General features: G+C 41.3%; 14 protein-coding genes and 2 rRNA genes (1 of these 16 only partly in view). 15 read left to right on the top strand and 1 reads right to left on the bottom strand.

The genetic code is table 11. The annotated features are described in order from the left end of the window. The 10 genes from GFC30_RS00835 to rsmI all read left to right on the top strand — a co-directional run. A 23S ribosomal RNA gene (locus GFC30_RS00835) occupies nucleotides 1-554 on the top strand (it extends 2,371 nt beyond the left edge of the window). Nucleotides 555-757: 203 nt separating this feature from the next. Then, nucleotides 758-874: ribosomal RNA gene (gene rrf, locus GFC30_RS00830) — 5S ribosomal RNA — on the top strand. A gap of 139 nt (nucleotides 875-1,013) precedes the next feature. Continuing rightward, complete coding sequence (locus tag GFC30_RS00825; RefSeq protein ID WP_066322248.1) at nucleotides 1,014-1,205, top strand: sigma factor G inhibitor Gin; 192 nt, start codon at nucleotides 1,014-1,016, stop codon at nucleotides 1,203-1,205. Between the two features lie 73 nt (nucleotides 1,206-1,278). Continuing rightward, on the top strand, nucleotides 1,279-2,712 hold the full coding sequence (locus GFC30_RS00820) for an aminotransferase class I/II-fold pyridoxal phosphate-dependent enzyme (RefSeq protein ID WP_066322245.1): 1,434 nt from the start codon (nucleotides 1,279-1,281) through the stop codon (nucleotides 2,710-2,712). 23 nt (nucleotides 2,713-2,735) lie between these two features. Beyond that, on the top strand, nucleotides 2,736-3,374 hold the full coding sequence (gene tmk / locus GFC30_RS00815) for a dTMP kinase (RefSeq protein ID WP_066322243.1): 639 nt from the start codon (nucleotides 2,736-2,738) through the stop codon (nucleotides 3,372-3,374). Nucleotides 3,375-3,448: 74 nt separating this feature from the next. After that, nucleotides 3,449-4,453, top strand: coding sequence for a DNA polymerase III subunit delta' (holB, locus tag GFC30_RS00810; RefSeq protein ID WP_066322242.1), 1,005 nt, complete (start codon nucleotides 3,449-3,451; stop codon nucleotides 4,451-4,453). Further along, nucleotides 4,446-5,273, top strand: coding sequence for a PSP1 domain-containing protein (locus GFC30_RS00805; RefSeq protein ID WP_066322239.1), 828 nt, complete (start codon nucleotides 4,446-4,448; stop codon nucleotides 5,271-5,273). Before holB ends, GFC30_RS00805 begins: the two co-directional genes overlap by 8 nt. Nucleotides 5,274-5,289: 16 nt before the next feature. Next, nucleotides 5,290-5,637: a DNA replication initiation control protein YabA gene (gene yabA / locus GFC30_RS00800; protein ID WP_066322237.1), complete on the top strand. Its 348-nt coding sequence runs from the start codon at nucleotides 5,290-5,292 to the stop codon at nucleotides 5,635-5,637. A 304-nt stretch (nucleotides 5,638-5,941) separates the two neighbouring features. Beyond that, nucleotides 5,942-6,688: a tRNA1(Val) (adenine(37)-N6)-methyltransferase gene (locus GFC30_RS00795; RefSeq protein WP_066322234.1), complete on the top strand. Its 747-nt coding sequence runs from the start codon at nucleotides 5,942-5,944 to the stop codon at nucleotides 6,686-6,688. A gap of 15 nt (nucleotides 6,689-6,703) precedes the next feature. Beyond that, the gene (gene rsmI / locus GFC30_RS00790; protein ID WP_066322228.1) at nucleotides 6,704-7,570 is read left to right on the top strand and encodes a 16S rRNA (cytidine(1402)-2'-O)-methyltransferase; all 867 of its coding nucleotides are present in this window, start codon (nucleotides 6,704-6,706) and stop codon (nucleotides 7,568-7,570) included. A gap of 34 nt (nucleotides 7,571-7,604) precedes the next feature. Here rsmI and GFC30_RS00785 read toward each other — a convergent pair whose 3' ends face one another. Next, complete coding sequence (locus GFC30_RS00785; RefSeq protein ID WP_066322225.1) at nucleotides 7,605-7,889, bottom strand: transition state genes transcriptional regulator AbrB; 285 nt, start codon at nucleotides 7,887-7,889, stop codon at nucleotides 7,605-7,607. Between the two features lie 500 nt (nucleotides 7,890-8,389). On the opposite strand from GFC30_RS00785, the gene metG reads away from it, so the two are divergent. The 5 genes from metG (at nucleotide 8,390) to GFC30_RS00760 (ending at nucleotide 14,570) form a co-directional block, all read left to right on the top strand. After that, complete coding sequence (metG, locus tag GFC30_RS00780; protein ID WP_409978503.1) at nucleotides 8,390-10,345, top strand: methionine--tRNA ligase; 1,956 nt, start codon at nucleotides 8,390-8,392, stop codon at nucleotides 10,343-10,345. A gap of 136 nt (nucleotides 10,346-10,481) precedes the next feature. Beyond that, nucleotides 10,482-11,252, top strand: coding sequence for a TatD family hydrolase (locus tag GFC30_RS00775; RefSeq protein WP_066322221.1), 771 nt, complete (start codon nucleotides 10,482-10,484; stop codon nucleotides 11,250-11,252). A 188-nt stretch (nucleotides 11,253-11,440) separates the two neighbouring features. Beyond that, nucleotides 11,441-12,628: a G5 and 3D domain-containing protein gene (locus tag GFC30_RS00770; RefSeq protein ID WP_066322219.1), complete on the top strand. Its 1,188-nt coding sequence runs from the start codon at nucleotides 11,441-11,443 to the stop codon at nucleotides 12,626-12,628. Between the two features lie 188 nt (nucleotides 12,629-12,816). Further along, nucleotides 12,817-13,413: an IS607 family transposase gene (locus GFC30_RS00765; protein ID WP_066322217.1), complete on the top strand. Its 597-nt coding sequence runs from the start codon at nucleotides 12,817-12,819 to the stop codon at nucleotides 13,411-13,413. Next, nucleotides 13,410-14,570, top strand: a complete 1,161-nt coding sequence (locus tag GFC30_RS00760; RefSeq protein WP_066322216.1) for an RNA-guided endonuclease InsQ/TnpB family protein — start codon at nucleotides 13,410-13,412, stop codon at nucleotides 14,568-14,570. Before GFC30_RS00765 ends, GFC30_RS00760 begins: the two co-directional genes overlap by 4 nt. The last annotated feature ends 45 nt before the right edge of the window (nucleotides 14,571-14,615 follow it).

Raw genomic sequence — 14,615 nt, 5'->3', positions numbered from 1 at the left:
ACTGCGAGACCTACAAGTCGAGCAGGGACGAAAGTCGGGCTTAGTGATCCGGTGGTTCCGTATGGAAGGGCCATCGCTCAACGGATAAAAGCTACCCCGGGGATAACAGGCTTATCTCCCCCAAGAGTCCACATCGACGGGGAGGTTTGGCACCTCGATGTCGGCTCATCGCATCCTGGGGCTGTAGTCGGTCCCAAGGGTTGGGCTGTTCGCCCATTAAAGCGGTACGCGAGCTGGGTTCAGAACGTCGTGAGACAGTTCGGTCCCTATCCGTCGCGGGCGTAGGAAATTTGAGAGGAGCTGTCCTTAGTACGAGAGGACCGGGATGGACGCACCGCTGGTGTACCAGTTGTCCTGCCAAGGGCACCGCTGGGTAGCTATGTGCGGAAGGGATAAGCGCTGAAAGCATCTAAGCGTGAAGCCCCCCTCAAGATGAGATTTCCCATCGCGTAAGCGAGTAAGATCCCTCGAAGATGACGAGGTCGATAGGTCCGAGGTGGAAGCGTGGCGACACGTGCAGCTGACGGATACTAATCGATCGAGGACTTAACCATAGAAAAGCGGAGAACGGTCCTTGGCGGAGCCAAGGGAACATCCGACGGAAGCGCAAGCTTTCGACGAAGACGTGTTTGCACGTCGATGGAGAAAGCGGACGCGGAGGAGGATGTTAGTTCGGAGCTAGACATGACGAAAAGCGTAGGCGACTCCTTTTCTTCTGCCCCTGTTATCTAGTTTTGAAGGAACAATCCTTCACCAGCCTAGTGACGATGGCGGAGAGGACACACCCGTTCCCATCCCGAACACGGAAGTTAAGCTCTCCAGCGCCGATGGTAGTTGGGGCTCGCGCCCCTGCAAGAGTAGGACGTTGCTAGGCAGAAAAGACTGACTAAACAAACGTTTAGTCAGTCTTTTTATTTTTCCTTCATTGATACAAACAAACTGAAAATACATATCTTGTAAGTATAGAAACTTATAAATGGGGAAAAATAGTGAATGGGAGGTGGAAGGTGGCGATGACAAATCAATCGATTGGGGAAACATGCATTGTTTGTGAACAACGGAAAGAACAAGGAATTCATATTTATACAAAATTTCTTTGCATAGACTGCGAGAAAGAAATAGTTCGGACAGATACGATTGATCCAAAATATCGATTTTACTTACAACAGCTGAAAAAAATTATGAATCGGGAAATATATTCATAGAACAGGTCCTATTAATAGGATCTGTTTTATTATATATTAAGTGATGAACGTAAATCTTAAAGGAATGGTTTAAATGAATAAACAAAAAAATACACCACTATATAATGCTTTAACACAACATGTTTCAGCCAACCCAATTTCGTTTCATGTTCCTGGTCATAAATACGGAACTTTTTTGCCAATGCAGGCTAGAGAAAATTATGAGAACTTGCTGCGGCTTGATGTGACAGAATTGAGTGGGCTGGACGATTTACACCATCCAGAGACTATTATTGCTGAGGCGCAACAATTGGCAGCTGAGCTTTATGGTGTGGAGGAAACGTTTTTTTTGGTGAATGGTTCAACAGTAGGAAATTTAGCGATGATTTTTGCAACGTGTGAAGAACATAAAAAGGTCATTGTTCAACGGAATTGTCATAAGTCGGTGATTCATGCACTTCAGTTAGTTGGTGCCGCACCTGTTTTTCTTTCTCCTGAGTTTGACGAAACGGTTCGGGTAGCATCGTACGTTTCTTTTGATACAGTAAAGGAAGCAATAGAGCAGCATCCTGAGGCAACAGCATTAATTTTGACAAATCCGAACTACTACGGTATGTCGGTTCATTTAGCAAAAATAATAAAAATTGCTCACAGTCGTGGCATTCCGGTACTTGTAGATGAAGCCCATGGAGCGCATTTTGTTGCCGGACCGCCATTTCCAACATCAGCGATTGCCTATGGTGCAGATGTTGTCGTGCAGTCGGCGCATAAGACGCTACCAGCAATGACCATGGGCTCTTATTTACATGTGAATAGCTCACTCGTTGATAAAGAGAAATTGCGCTATTTTCTGCAAGTGTTTCAGTCGAGCAGCCCGTCTTATCCAATTATGGCGTCGCTTGATTTAGCAAGAAGTTATGTAGCTAATGTAGTTTTAGAGGACATCCAACACATTCAGGCGCAAATTGATCAGTTGAAAGAAGAGATCAATGAAAGCGAAGGGGTAACAGTTGTTTGCTCAAACGATCCATTAGTAATGACGGATTTATTAAAAATTACTATTCAAACGAGAAGCAAATGTTCAGGGTATGAGTTGCAACGACGTCTTGAACAAGAAGGGGTTTTTCCGGAACTAGCCGATCCGTTTAATGTTCTTCTTGTGTATCCATTGGCGCCGGTGAAAGATTTGCCAACGATTATTAGAAAAATGAAGCAGGCGTTTAAAGGAATGCATTATGATGAACGGGGAATAGCGTTTGTCCCTTATTCACTTATGGATGCCTCTCCATCGATTTCTTATCGCGTATTAGCGAAATTACCGAAAAAGGTCGTTCTGCTCGAAAAAGCAGAAGGACTAGTAGCTGCGGAAACGATTATCCCATATCCACCAGGGATACCGTTGTTATGTATGGGGGAAGTGATTTGCAAGGGGCATATTGAGCAAATCATGGCATTAAAGCAATATGGTGCTCGATTTCAAGGAGGAGCTTATTTATCTTCTTATCAAATAGAAGTAGTGGAACAATAACGCAACAAGAAAGGTGACGAGTGATGACAAGTTATTTTTTTTCATTTGAAGGGCCAGACGGGGCAGGAAAAACAACGATTATATCGATGGTAGAGTCATTTTTGCGTGAACAAGGATGGGACGTAGTCGCGACACGTGAGCCGGGTGGAATTGAGATTGCAGAAAAAATTCGCGACATTATTTTAAACCCTGCTCACCAAGCGATGGACGGTCGTACGGAAGCGTTGCTTTATGCTGCCGCACGTAGACAACATCTGGTAGAAAAAGTGATTCCTGCGTTAAAAGATGGGAAAATTGTGTTATGTGATCGTTTTATTGATAGTTCACTTGCATATCAAGGATTTGCACGAGGGTTAGGAGTAGATGAGGTACTGGGCATTAACCAATTTGCGATCGAAGGATATTTTCCAACATTAACGCTTTATTTTGATATTGAGCCAAAAATAGGACTAGAGCGAATTTATGGAAACGAAAAACGAGAAATCAATCGTTTAGATTTGGAAAGCTTGTCGTTTCATGAAAATGTCAGGAAAGGGTATTTACAGCTAATGGAACGATTTCCAGAGAGGATTGTTATGCTTGATGCGTCCAGAGAGGTTGCTGATGTGTTTGCTGACGCTATTTCAATCTTAATGGGGAAATTGGAAAAAAACATGCCGTGAACTGCAAATGATGAAATGATAAAGACATGTTAGAATAAAAGAGAAAGTAGACCATTAGTAAGTGAGTGATCAATGTGGCGGTAGTTTGGGAACAACTTCAGCAATACCAGCCAGTTGCCATGAAAATATTAGCCAATAGCCTTGAAAAAGGAAGGGTTGCTCATGCTTATTTATTAGAAGGGCAACGGGGAACTGGCAAACGTGAAGCGAGCCTTTTATTTGCGAAAAGCTTGTTTTGTTTCAATCGAGATGGCTATCAGCCTTGTGATGAATGTAGCAACTGTCGGCGAATCGGGTCGCGAAATCATCCAGATGTCCACTGGATTGAGCCGGACGGGCAATCGATTAAAAAAGCGCAAATTGAGGCGTTGCAGGCAGAATTTGCGAAAACGGGTATGGAATCGAGGAAAAAATTATATGTCATTGTCCATGCAGATAAAATGACAACGAATGCGGCGAACAGTTTATTGAAATTTTTAGAAGAGCCTCATGCAGGAACAACCGCTATTTTGTTGACAGAACAACTTCATCGTTTGTTACCAACCATTATTTCGCGCTGCCAAGTCGTATCATTTCAGCCGTTACCGCCGATTTTGCTTGCTAATCGATTAAAGGAAGAGCATATTCCGCTTCATTTCGCAATGCTTGCGGCACATGTGACGAATAATTACGAAGAAGCGCTCGAATGGAGTCGAAACGATTGGTTTGCAGAGTCGCGAAAAATAGTGTTACAATTATATGAAGCGTTAAACCAAAATGAGTTTCAAGCGCTTCTTTTGATCCAAGAAAAATGGATGCCTCATTTTCAAGAGAAGCAGCAGGTAGACATGGGACTAGATTTATTATTGTACTTATATAGAGATATTTTGCATTTGCAACTTGGCCAACTAGAACATGTCGTTTATTGTGACCGATTAGATGATTTGCGGCAGTGGGCGTTGGCATGCTCGCAAAAGCGAACCATCAATAATATGACGACTATTTTGCAGGCAAAAGCGCGTTTAAATACAAATATGAACGTACAGCTTTTAATGGAACAGCTTATCCTCAACTTAAAGGGGGGAACGACGTTTGTATAATGTAGTAGGTGTTCGTTTTAAAAAAGCGGGCAAAATTTATTATTTTGATCCTGGCGACTTAACGATTCAAACTGGGGAATTTGTCATTGTGGAAACCGTCCGAGGCATTGAGTTTGGCAAAGTTGTTATCAGCAACAAACAAGTAGACGAAAATGACATCGTGTTGCCGCTAAAAAAAGTTATCCGTATTGCGGATGCAAAAGATAGAATGGTTGTGGAGGACAATAAAAAGGCAGCGCAAGAAGCATACGAAATTTGTTTGAAAAAGGTTGAGGAACACGGGCTGGAAATGAAGTTAGTCGATGTGGAATATACGTTTGATCGTAATAAAGTCATTTTTTATTTTACTGCTGATGGACGTGTCGATTTTCGGGAGTTAGTGAAAGATTTGGCAGCCATTTTTCGGACGCGAATTGAGTTGCGACAAATTGGTGTGCGCGATGAGGCGAAGATGCTTGGTGGCATCGGACCGTGCGGACGTATGTTGTGCTGCTCGACGTTTCTTGGTGATTTTGACCCTGTTTCGATTAAAATGGCGAAAGACCAAAACTTATCGTTAAATCCGACGAAAATATCGGGGCTTTGTGGTCGACTAATGTGTTGTTTAAAATATGAAAATGATGAGTATGAAACGGCAAAAGAACAACTTCCGGATTTAGGGGAATATATTGAAACTCCACATGGTGTCGGAAGGGTGGTCGGCTTGAATATTTTAGAAAGAGTGTTGCAGGTGGAGTTGTCAGAGCATGAGCGAGTAGTAGAGTACACGATTGATGAGTTAATAAAAGAGGGAGTTTTATCCATTCAAGCCACGGATTAATTGGGGTGGATTTATAGTGAATAAGAAGGAGATTTTTCAATCCATAACAAATATGGAAGAGCAAATTAGCCAATTCTATCGGCAGCTTGTAGAATTGAAAGAACATTTTGCACAGTTGCTTGAGGAAAATCATCATTTACAAGTGGAAAATACGCATTTACGGCAGCGGCTACAAGAACTTACAGGAGAAACAGTGCCCGCTAAGAAAAAAGAGAAGCACGAACGGAAGCTGATTGATATTGGAGAAGGGTACGATAATTTAGCGAGACTTTACCAAGAAGGCTTTCATATTTGCAACGTTCATTACGGAAGCGTCCGTAAAGAAGATTGTTTATTTTGCTTATCGTTTTTAAATAAAAAATAGAAGGTGTGTTGATTAACCAATAAAAACCAGTTGACATCGCTCTATAGCTTTTCTGCCGTTGTCGGCACTTGGCAGACGGGAGTATTAGCATGCCCTCCTCGAGCAATGAACGCTTTGCAGGCAAATGTCATTTGCCCGCCGGTGTTCTTGTTCGAGGGAAAAGGCAGGAAAGCTTGTGTTCAGCCATAGGATTCTATGTTTTTTAGTGAAATAATGGATAATCAACACTCGTGAAAAAATAGTAAAGCCTTTCCAACGAAGGAGAGGCTCTTTTCTTGAAAGTGAACGAAAGAGGTAGGAGTAGATGATCAAACTTTACGAGGATGAACGACTTGATTATCTTCTAAACGAAAATATGCGCATTATTCAAAGCCCATCTGTTTTTGCTTTTTCGTTAGATGCGGTGCTATTAGCGAAATTTGCTTATATGCCGATTCAAAAAGGCCATATTATTGATTTATGTACGGGAAACGGTGTGATTCCCCTGTTATTGAGCAAGCGAACGAAAGGCAAAATTATTGGTGTCGAAATTCAAGACCGCCTGTATGATATGGCGAAACGAAGTGTGCAGTATAACGGATTAGACAAACAAATTGAACTTATTCACGGCGATATTAAAGAGATGCCGAAGCAATTAGGTTATAGCAAATACGATGTTGTAACGTGCAACCCGCCATATTTCCCGACCGTGAGCGAGGAGGAAATAAATAAAAACCGACATTTAGCCATTGCGCGCCACGAAATTTACTGTACGTTAGAAGATGTTGTTCGTGTAAGCAGCCAGCTGTTGAAGCAAGGTGGAAAAGCCGCGTTTGTTCATCGGCCGGGTCGGTTGTTAGATATTGTTACGCTCATGCGGCAATATCGCCTAGAACCAAAACGATTGAGGTTTGTCTATCCGAAACTCGGAAAAGAGGCTAACACTATTTTAATTGAAGGGATAAAAGACGGAAGCCCTGATTTAAAAATTTTGCCTCCTTTAATTGTGTATGGCGACGATGATGAATATACAGATGAAGTAAAACAACTATTGTATAGTACTTCCGAATAAAGGAGAAAGATGAGGATGTGGCAGCAAAAAAGTTTTGCAAAAGAAAGCGTTGGCACTCTTTATATCGTTCCGACCCCAATCGGTAATCTTGAAGATATTACATTACGGGCGTTACGGGTGTTAAAGGAAGTGGATTGGATTGCGGCAGAAGATACGCGGCAAACAAAGAAATTATTGAACCACTTTGAAATCAAGACTCCTGTCATTAGCTACCATGAGCATAACAAATATGCAAGTGGCGCAAAAATTATCGAGTGGCTTCAAGAAGGAAAAAATATAGCGCTTGTCAGCGATGCGGGGATGCCGGCAATTTCGGATCCGGGGTACGAGCTTGTTGCGGCAGCGATTGAAGCAAAATGTACGGTCGTTCCGCTTCCTGGTGCGAACGCTGCGGTAACAGCGCTTGTTGCTTCTGGTCTTCCGACGGAGCATTTTTATTTTTTCGGGTTCCTCGATCGCGCAAAAAAGGAAAAGAAAAAGCAGCTTGATGCATTAAAACATGTTCGCGATACGCTTATTTTTTATGAAGCACCGCATCGGCTCGAAGATACGTTGCTCGTTATGCAGGAAGTACTAGGAGAGCGAAAGCTAGCATTATGTCGCGAATTAACAAAGCGGTTTGAAGAGTTTATTCGCGGGACGATGAGTGAAGTAATGGAGTGGGTAAAACAAAGAGAAGTACGAGGGGAATTTTGCATTGTCGTTGAAGGCGCGAAAGAGTACGAGGAAACGACAGACGAATGGTGGCAACCTTTGTCGATTGTGGAGCACGTTGATTATTACGTGCAAGAGAAACATATGAACACAAAAGAAGCGATTAAACAGGTAGCGGTTGACCGCAACATACCAAAGCGGGAAATTTACCAAGCGTATCATCAATAAAAAAGGATGTTCTGGGGGAACATCCTTTTCAATATTATTTCGATGCCTCTAAGCACTCTTGGATTTCTTTCATGAGAATTTCTGCGCCTTCACGGCTTAAGATGATTTTGCCGCCAGCAAGTTTGAAGTTGTCGTCAGATACTTCGCCTGTGACAACACATGTCATGTTTGGTTTATATTTTTTCAAAATGATGCGCTCATCATCGACGTAGATTTCCAACGCATCTTTTTCTGCGATGTCTAATGTGCGACGTAATTCAATCGGAATCACCACACGACCTAACTCATCCACTTTACGAACAATACCTGTAGATTTCATTGAACAATCTCCTCTCCATTTTAAATAGTGTTTTGTTTTTCTATATGTTGTTTTTCTTTAGGTTTCATTCGTCAATATTCGACAAATTTCCTACAACCTAATCATATCAGCGTTTCCATTATACGTCAATCCTTTTATATGTAAAAATAAAAAAAATGTATTTTATTATTTTTTAAAAATATTATACATTAAATTTTTATTATAAAATAAGTGTTTAATCTTTTTTGAATTTATATTAAAAAAATAATAAAATCCTCTTTATTATTTGAAATAATGTTTTTTATTTCTTTATTTACAATCATTTTTTTGGATTGGAAGCTTCTAAACAAAAGACAAACAACCAGATTGTTCGACAAAATTCAACGTTCTTGTCGTACAAAATAGCTGGATGGAGGTATATTTTTTCGAGAGAAGAGAAATAGATGTTTTTAGCAAAAAAATCATATAAAATAGATGTCAGAAGCGGATCGCTCTCGTCCTTTGGGCGGGGGTTTTTCTATATTGAGGAGGGTGTACAGATGGAGAAAAAAACGTTTTATATTACGACGCCGATCTATTATCCGAGCGGAAAGCTACATATTGGTCATGCGTATACGACGGTAGCAGGAGATGCGATGGCCAGATATAAGCGCCTTCGCGGCTATGATGTGATGTATTTAACAGGAACGGATGAACATGGGCAAAAAATTCAGCGCAAAGCGGAGGAAAAAGGGGTAACGCCGCAGGCGTATGTGGACGAAATTGTTGCGGGGATTCAAGAGCTATGGAAAAAGCTTGATATTTCCTACGATGATTTTATTCGAACAACAGAAGACCGGCATAAAGAAGTGGTCGAGAAAATTTTTGCTCGTCTTGTTGAACAAGGGGATATTTATTTAGATGAATACGAAGGATGCTATTGTACGCCTTGCGAATCGTTTTATACAGAACGGCAGCTCGTTGATGGAAATTGCCCAGACTGCGGTCGTTCGGTCGAAAAAGTGAAGGAAGAATCTTATTTCTTTAATATGAGCAAATACGTTGATCGCCTGTTGCAATACTATGAAGAAAATCCAGAGTTTATTCAACCGGAATCGCGGAAAAATGAAATGATTAACAACTTTATTAAACCAGGATTAGAAGATTTAGCTGTATCGCGAACGACGTTTGATTGGGGAATTAAAGTGCCAGGAGACCCGAAACATGTTATTTACGTATGGATTGATGCGCTATCGAATTATATTACCGCATTAGGTTATGGCACAGACAACGATGAAAAGTTTTTGACTTATTGGCCAGCGGATGTGCATCTTGTCGGAAAAGAGATTGTTCGCTTCCATACGATTTATTGGCCGATTATGCTCATGGCGCTAGACTTACCACTGCCAAAAAAAGTGTTCGCCCATGGATGGCTGTTGATGAAAGATGGAAAAATGTCAAAATCGAAAGGGAATGTCGTTGATCCGGTGACGCTTATTGACCGCTATGGTTTAGATGCACTCCGCTATTATTTGCTTCGTGAAGTTCCGTTTGGTTCGGATGGGGTATTTACGCCAGAAGGATTTGTGGAGCGAATTAATTACGATTTAGCGAACGATTTAGGGAACTTATTAAACCGGACGGTAGCGATGATGGAAAAATATTTTGCTGGCGGCATCCCGGTTTATGAGGGGGCGAAAACGTCCTATGACAATGACCTTGTTCGTGTGGCAGAAGAAACGGTAAAGCAAGTAGAAGAAGCAATGGAGAAAATGGAATTTTCTATAGCATTGTCAGCCATTTGGAAATTAATTGGTCGTGCCAATAAGTATATTGATGAAACACAGCCATGGGTGTTAGCGAAAGAGAAAGGGAATCGAGAAAAATTGGCGTCTGTTATGGCTCATTTAGCCGAAGTGCTTCGCCAAATTGCGGTGTTGTTGCAGCCATTTTTGACACGGACACCAGAAAAAATTTTCCAACAACTTGGCGTGACGCAAGCAGAATTGAAAACGTGGGAAAGCTTATACACTTTCGGTCTTATCAAAGAAGGAACAAAAGTGGAAAAAGGAGAACCACTTTTCCCACGGTTAGAAATGGAAACAGAAGTCGCGTATATTAAAGCGGACATGCAAGGCGATAAACCAGCGCCTGCACAATCGAAAGAAACCGTTTCAGAAATCACGATTGACGATTTTTTGAAAGTAGATTTGCGAGTCGCGCAAGTAGTGCATGCAGAACCGGTAAAAAATGCGAATAAACTGCTGAAATTACAGCTTGATCTCGGATATGAGAAACGTCAAGTCGTTTCAGGAATCGCGGAATTTTACAAACCAGAAGAACTGATTGGAAAGAAAGTGATTTGTGTCGCTAACTTAAAACCAGCGAAACTGCGCGGCGAATTGTCGGAAGGGATGATTTTAGCAGGGGGAGAAAACGGGGTGCTTTCACTTGCTACTGTCGATGAACGTTTGCCAAATGGAACAAAAATAAAATAAAGCATAACGCAAAGAGGTGAGCGCAAACGGCGCGTGACACCTCTTTGTTGTCGTTTTGTAATGGAAATGTTAAGAGACTGTGACATATGTAATCTTTTCCTATGATACACTTAACAACGAAAAAGGAGCAGAGACAATGTTATTTGATACACATGCACATTTAAATGCGACGCAATATAGCGAAGACGTTGAAGAAGTAATCAAACGGGCAGAGCATGAAGGGGTGTGTAATATTGTTGTTGTCGGTTTCGATCGACCGACGATAGCACGTGCGATTGAACTTGCGGAGCAATATGATTTTATTTATGCGGCTGTTGGTTGGCATCCTGTTGATGCAATTGACATGACCGGTGAAGATTTATATATGCTCGAGCAGCTAGCAGCGCACCCGAAAGTAGTCGCGCTTGGCGAAATGGGATTGGATTACTATTGGGATAAATCACCGAAAGACGTACAAAAAGACGTATTTCGCAAGCAAATTGCGCTCGCGAGAAAAGTGAAGCTTCCCATTATTATACATAACCGTGAAGCAACAGCCGACATTTTAACGATTTTGCAAGAAGAAAATGCACAAGAAGTTGGTGGTATTATGCATTGTTTTACAGGAAGTGTTGAAGTGGCGAAACAATGCATCGCGATGAATTTTTATATTTCATTCGGTGGTCCTGTGACGTTTAAAAATGCGAAAAAACCGAAAGAAGTGGCGAAAGAAATTCCGCTCGAACATTTGTTAATTGAAACAGATTGCCCGTATTTAACCCCGCATCCGTTCCGCGGCAAACGGAATGAACCGAGTTACGTCAAATACGTTGCAGAGGCGATTGCAGAATTAAAAGGAATTTCGGTAGAAGAAGTGGCGCGGCAAACAACGGAGAATGCGAAAAAATTGTTCGGCATTAATCGCTAACGAAACGTGTCGTTTTTTTGGAAGGCTTGTCTAACGATTGCGATAAGAAAAAAAGTTCTACAAATTTAGCGTTTTGCATACGATAGAATGTCGACAAGTCTTCCTTTCCTTTCAATGCTATTTTTTGCATAATAGAGTATACGTAAGCGTAAAGGTGAGAGGGAGGAGAAAAAAGGAGGTTTTTCAACGTGTTAAATAATGTAAGGAATTTGCTTTCTAATTCATTAAGGAAAAATTTAGCTGTTACAGCTAGTGGGATGATAGCGCTTTCAGCAACAACAGGGTTTACGGGGTATGAAGCAACAAAGGAGCATGTCACGATTATAAAAGATGGTGAGAGGCAAGAGATTCGCACACATGCCAACACGGTAGCAGAAGTACTAGAAGAACTGAATATTCATCCACGTCCGGAAGATTACATATACCCCGCAGTGAATGCAGCCGTTACTGATGATTTGCAAATCGTTTGGCAAGCGAGCAAACAGGTAACGCTAACAGTAAATGAAACAAAAAAAGAAGTATGGACGACTGCGAAAAATGTAAAAGAATTGCTAACCGCCCAACATATCACTGTCGGACCGTATGATCGTGTGTTTCCATCGCTGGGGGCAGAAATCAAAAAGGGCATGACTATTTCGTTTGAAAAAGCATTTCCGATTCAACTGAATGTCGGCGGTAAACAACAGCAAGTATGGGCAACTTCGACTACTGTCGCTGACTTTTTAAAGCAGCAGAACATCGCGTTAGACGAACTCGACCGTGTAGAGCCATCGCTACATGAAAAAATAAAAGCAAATATGGTCGTAAAAGTTATTAAAGTTCAAAAAGTCACCGATGTAGTGGAAGAAGCAGTAGATTTTGCAGTCGTCACTCGAAAAGACGATCGATTGCTAAAAGGGGAAAGACGGGTTATTCAACCTGGCGAAAAAGGGCTCGTATCCAAACAATATGAAGTCGTGCTTGAAAACGGAAAAGAAGTATCGCGGACATTAGTACAAACGAAAGCGTTAAAACAGAGTAAAGACCGTGTAATAGCAGTTGGCACAAAGGAAAGAGCACTCACGTCGCGTGGATCGTCACAAGTGGCGCGGGAAATGTACGTCACGGCCACCGCCTATACGGCGTATTGCGGCGGTTGTTCTGGAAGAACGAGTACGGGGATTAATTTGCGCGCCAATCCGCACTTAAAGGTAATTGCAGTCGACCCACGCATCATTCCGCTCGGTTCGAAAGTATATGTCGAAGGCTACGGCTATGCGATTGCGGCGGACACAGGAGCAGGAATTGACGGATACAAAATTGATGTGTTTTTCCCAGAAAAGTCTGCTGCCTTTCGCTGGGGAGCAAGACGCGTAAAAATTAGAATTATTGATTGAACGGAGGGATTTTTCACCCTCTGTTTTTTCGTTATAATGAAAGATGATTTTCTATTCCTTTAGACGAAAGAAACGCGAAAAAGTTTCATCGTTTAGCGGGAATGCTAAAAAGAAATGGCGATGAAAGGAGTACGAAAACAGTAATTTTTAAAATATACAAAAGTGTTTAAACATTATAAAATATAGACATGAAACACTATAAACCAAAAGAATTTGCAGAAATGTTACATGTGTCGGTAAAAACGCTACAAAGATGGGATAACGAAGGCGTATTGAAAGCTTACCGAAACCCAAAAGGAAGGAGATATTATACAGAAGAACAGTACAGAGAGTATATGGGGATTCCAAAGGAAAATCAAGTAGGTAAGACAGTCATATACGCCAGAGTGTCAAACAAAGGTCAAAAAGACGATTTAGAAAATCAAGTCGAGTTTTTAAGGCAATACGCTAACGCAAAAGGAATGATTGTGGACGAAGTTGTAACAGATATTGGTAGCGGCTTAAACTACAAAAGAAAACATTGGAATCGATTGATGGAAGCATGTGTAGATGGAAAGGTTTCCACCATTCTTATTGCACATAAAGACAGATTCGTTCGATTCGGCTATGAGTGGTTCGAACAATTTCTTGATAAATTAGGTGTAAAAATCATTGTAATCCACAACGAGAAATGGTCACCGCAAGAAGAATTGGTTCAAGACTTGATTTCCATTATTGATGTGTTTAGCTGTCGGGTTTATGGTTTGAGAAAGTACAAAGACAAAATTAAGGAAGATCAGTTATGAAAAAAGCTTATTTTGTTGAAATCAAACCGACAACCGAACAAGCGATCAAAATAAACAAAACGATTGGTGTTTGTCGTTACGTGTATAACTTTTACATTTCAAAAAACAAGGAAATATACGAAAAAGAAAAGCGATTCATGAGTGGGTACGAGTTTGATAAATGGCTCAATAACGTACACATCAAACAACAAGACCAATGGATGAAAGACGTATCGACAAAGGCTGTCAAGCAGTCGATTATGAACGCAGAAAAAGCGTTTCAACGCTTTTTTCAAGGGAAATCGGGATTCCCTCGATACAAACGAAAAAAAGACCAAGACGTCAACTGTTATTTTCCTAAAAACAACAAAACGGATTGGACAGTCGAACGGCATCGCATCAAAATTCCAACCATCGGTTGGGTTCGGTTAAAAGAATACGGATATATCCCAAAGAACGCCATCGTCCGAAGCGGAACGGTATCGAAAAAAGCAGGACGATATTTTGTATCTGTTCTTTGTGAAGTCGAAGATGTCAAGCCGAATGTTCCGCTTCAATCAACAGGCATCGGCATTGATTTAGGAATTAAAGCATTTGCCGTTTTAAGCGATGGCAGAGTGTTTCAAAACATCAACTACACACAAAAAATCAAAAAGCTGAAAAAGAAATTAAAGCGAGAACAACGCTCCTTATCTCGCAAATACGAAAATCTAAAGAAGAGAGGTGAAGAACCTGCTGCTAAAAGAGGAGCGAATATAGACAAAAATATTTTTAGAGTGCAAAAGCTCCATGCTCGATTGGCGAATATTCGCTTGGAGTACGTGAAATTTGTAGCGAATGAAGTGGCGAAAACCAAGCCACGATACGTCGTCATCGAGAACTTGAACGTCAAAGGGATGATGAAAAACCGTCATTTGGCTAGATCCATTGCAGAACAATGTTTTTATACGTTTCAAACATGGCTAATTCATAAATGCAAAAAATATGGCATGGAAGTAAGACAAGTCAGTCGATTTTATCCATCGTCGAAAATGTGTTCTCGTTGCGGGCATATGAAAAAAGACCTCCAGTTATCGGATCGGATATATGTTTGTGATGGTTGTGGTCATACGATGGATAGAGACCTTCATGCGGCAACATCCCTTTTACGTGCCACAGACTATATCGTTCTCACGTAACGAGGACGGTATGATACCGATGGCTAGTCGGGAATTAACGCCTGT

The sequence above is a fragment of the Anoxybacillus amylolyticus genome (genome assembly GCF_001634285.1).
GTDB classification, from domain to species: Bacteria; Bacillota; Bacilli; order Bacillales; family Anoxybacillaceae; genus Anoxybacteroides; species Anoxybacteroides amylolyticum.
This window is presented reverse-complemented; position numbering and strand designations above follow the sequence as displayed.